General features: G+C 63.5%; 3 protein-coding genes. All 3 read right to left on the reverse strand.

What is annotated here, in order from left to right; genetic code table 11:
• Positions 1 to 89 precede the first annotated feature (89 nt).
• Positions 90 to 1,187 carry an acetylornithine deacetylase gene (locus AC1DT2_RS18950; protein WP_477298016.1) on the reverse strand — a complete coding sequence of 366 codons (1,098 nt, stop codon included), beginning with the start codon at positions 1,185 to 1,187 and terminating at the stop codon, positions 90 to 92.
• Positions 1,188 to 1,196: 9 nt separating this feature from the next.
• Complete coding sequence (locus AC1DT2_RS18955; protein WP_213948400.1) at positions 1,197 to 2,402, reverse strand: argininosuccinate synthase; 1,206 nt, start codon at positions 2,400 to 2,402, stop codon at positions 1,197 to 1,199.
• Positions 2,403 to 2,455: 53 nt separating this feature from the next.
• The coding region (locus AC1DT2_RS18960) for an N-acetylornithine carbamoyltransferase (protein WP_477298017.1) at positions 2,456 to 3,235 on the reverse strand (780 nt) is incomplete at its 5' end.

Consider the following 3,235-nt stretch of genomic DNA (forward strand, 5'->3'; position numbering starts at 1 on the left):
GCTGCGAGAAGCGCTTGAGGTATTGCTGGATCTCACGCGCACTGCCCATCGAAGACAGCAGGCGCACGATCGTTTTGCGGGTGTGCTTGTTAGAGTCCACTGTCCACGATCCGATGGATGGTCTTTGCGTAATGCGCGAGCTGGTCCAGGAGGACCCATTCGTCGGCGCTGTGTGCCTGGGCGATGTCGCCGGGACCGTAGACGAAGGTGGTGTAGCCCGCCTTCGAGAACAGCGCCGCCTCGGTCCAGAAGTCGACGGCATTGCCGACGGTGATACCTAGTTCGTCCGCGAGGTCGCGAGCGGCGAGACGGCGGCTTTCCGCCGTCGCCGTGTCACCCGCCGGCAGCGAATCGCCGCGGAAGGTTTCGCCGTACTCGACCGGGACCGGCTCGACCAGCGTGCGGAAGGTTTCGAGCAGTTTGTCAGCGTCCATCGACGGCAACGGACGGAAACCGAAGCGGATATCCGCCGTTGGCGCGATCACGTTGGCCTTGATGCCACCCTCGACCTTGCCGATGTTGAAGCGCAGCCCGGTGAGACCGCCGAAACGCTCATGCGACAGCTTCTGGACGTGGTCCAGCGCGGCGGCGCCCCAGCGAATGCCCTGGTGAACGGCGCTGTCCGACGGCTTCTGCTCGCCGGATGCGTGCCCTGCCCTGCCCTGGAAACGCATCTGCACCGAATGGATGCCCCGGTGCGCGAGCACCGCTTCACCCTTGGTCGGCTCGGCCACGATGATCGCCTCGTAGTCGCGCGGCGTCGCAAGGAAACCGTCGATACAGCGCGCGTCGTTGGCTTCCTCGTCCGTCGACAACAGCAAGGCCATATCGCCCTGCGTCGCGTTGGCCACGGCGACCAGTGCCGCGGCAGCGCCCTTGATGTCGCACGCACCGAGGCCGATCGCACGGTCTTCCGTCACCCGCAGCTGATGCGGGTCTGCGGTCCAGTGCGGCGAATCCGGCACCGTGTCCATGTGCACGTTGAAAAGGTACTTCGGCTTGCCGCGCACCGCGTAGAGGTTCACGGCACCGGCGCCGAAATCGGTCACCTGCACGTCGAACCCCGGAAGGTTTGCGCGCAGGTAATCGAAGATACCGTCCGTGCCGATCTCTCGCGGCGGATTACGCGTGTCGAAACCGACCAGCGCGCGCAGATGGGTCAGGGTGTCCTCGAGAAGCTTGTCCATGGTCCCGGATCAGTTCCCGTTCGCGCGGTCGACTTCCGCCCAGATCGTCGAGCTCATGCCGTAGAGCTTGATGAAGCCTTCGGCTTCGGCAACGCCCCAGTCGGCGGCCTGCGCATACGTGGCCTTGGACGAATGCAGGAGGTTCTTCGACTCCACCTTGATCGCGTACACCGAACCCCCGCGGGTTTCGATGATGACCTTGCCGTCCACCTTGCGCTGCGTTGAAACGAGGTAGGCCTCGAGGTCAGCCTTGATCGGATCGTTGAAGAAGCCTTCGTAGGCCACTTCGGTCCACTTGCGGCCGATTTCCGGCTTGAAGCGGTTCTGCTGCTTGGACAGCACGGTTTCTTCGAGTGCGCGGTGTGCGGTGAGCAGGGCGGTCAGCGCAGGTGCCTCGAACACGATGCGGCCCTTCAGGCCGATATTGGTGTCGCCCGTGTACAGGCTGCGACCCACCCCGTACTTCGCCAGTTCGCGGTTGAGGAAGGCGAGGATTTCCGGACCCGAGGCCGGCTTGCCGTTGAGCGACACCGCCGTGCCCTTCTCGAAGCCAAGCTCGACACGCAGCGCTTCGGACGGCCATTCGGCGCGCGGCGCACACCAGCCGATCGCACCYTCGCCCGGGATTTCCCAGGCGTCGATCTCGCCGCCGGAAATCGTCACGCCGAGCACGTTTTCGTTGATCGTGTAGTGCTTGGTCTTGGCGCGGACTTCGAAGCCCTTGTCTTCGAGGTACGTCTGCTCATAGGCACGCACCTGGGTGTGTTCGCGCTGGATCTCGCGGACCGGCGCGATGATCGTGTAATCGCCCAGCGCGCGCACGGTCAGGTCGAAGCGCACCTGGTCGTTGCCCATGCCCGTGCAGCCGTGCGCGAAGAACTTCGTGCCCAGCTCGTCGCAGCGCTCCAGCGAGGCCTTGACGATGAGGTAGCGGTCGGACACGAGCAGCGGGTACTGGCCCTGGTAGAACTCACCGGCCCAGATCAACGGCGTGACGAAGCTGTCCCAGATCGCCTGCGACGCATCCACCGTGCGATGCGAGGCGGCGCCTAGCTCATGCGCACGCTGCTCGATGTACTCGCGCTCCTCAGCCGAGACGCCACCGGTGTCGACGAACACGGTATGCACGGCATAGCCGCGCTCCATCAGGTAGGGCACGCAGAAGCTGGTGTCGAGGCCGCCGGAAAAGGCGAGAACGATATCTTGGCTGGACATGAAGGCTCCGAAGGAAAGGGCTTGAGTAAAAGGCGTTTACAAAGGAAGGCGAATCAGAAACCGAGGCCGGACTTCTCGCCCGACGACTGCGAAATGAGCGAAGCCATCACCGCTTTCTGCACGTGCAGGCGGTTCTCGGCTTCATCGATGGCGATGCAGGCCGGCGAATCCATCACCGCATCCGTCGCCTTGATGTTCCGGCGCAACGGGAGGCAGTGGCTGAAGACACCATTGTTGGTCAGGGCCATCTTGGCCTCATCGACGATGAAGTGCTTGTTTGCTTCGCGGATCGCCTTCTCTTCGTCCCAGCGGCCGAAATAAGGGATGGCGCCCCAGCTCTTGGCGTAGATCACGTCCGCGCCGCTGTACGCCGACTCGATGTCATGCGACACCTGCAGCGAACCGCCGTTCTCTTTCGCGTTGGCCTTGGCAAAGTCCATGTAGCGCTCGTCGAGGATATATTCCGCCGTCGGGCACAGCAGGGTCACGTCCATGCCCATCTTCGTCGCGATCAACAGCGCTGAGTTGGCGACCGCGGTATTCAGCGGCTTCGGGTGATACGTCCAGGTCAGCACGTACTTCTTGTTCTGCAGGCTGCCCAAGTGCTCCTGCAGCGCCATGGCGTGCGCCAGCTCCTGACAGGGATGGGTGATGGTCTCGAGGTTGATGACCGGCACCGTGGCGAACTTCGCGAAGGACTCGAGCACCTTGTCCTGGCGATCCACCTGCCAGTCGACGAACTTGGGGAAGGCGCGCACAGCGATGATGTCCACGTAACGCGACAGCACCCGGGCCACCTCGGCGATGTGCTCTTCGGTATCGCCGTCCATCAC

It is taken from the genome of Luteibacter sp. P4_E6, assembly GCF_056401535.1.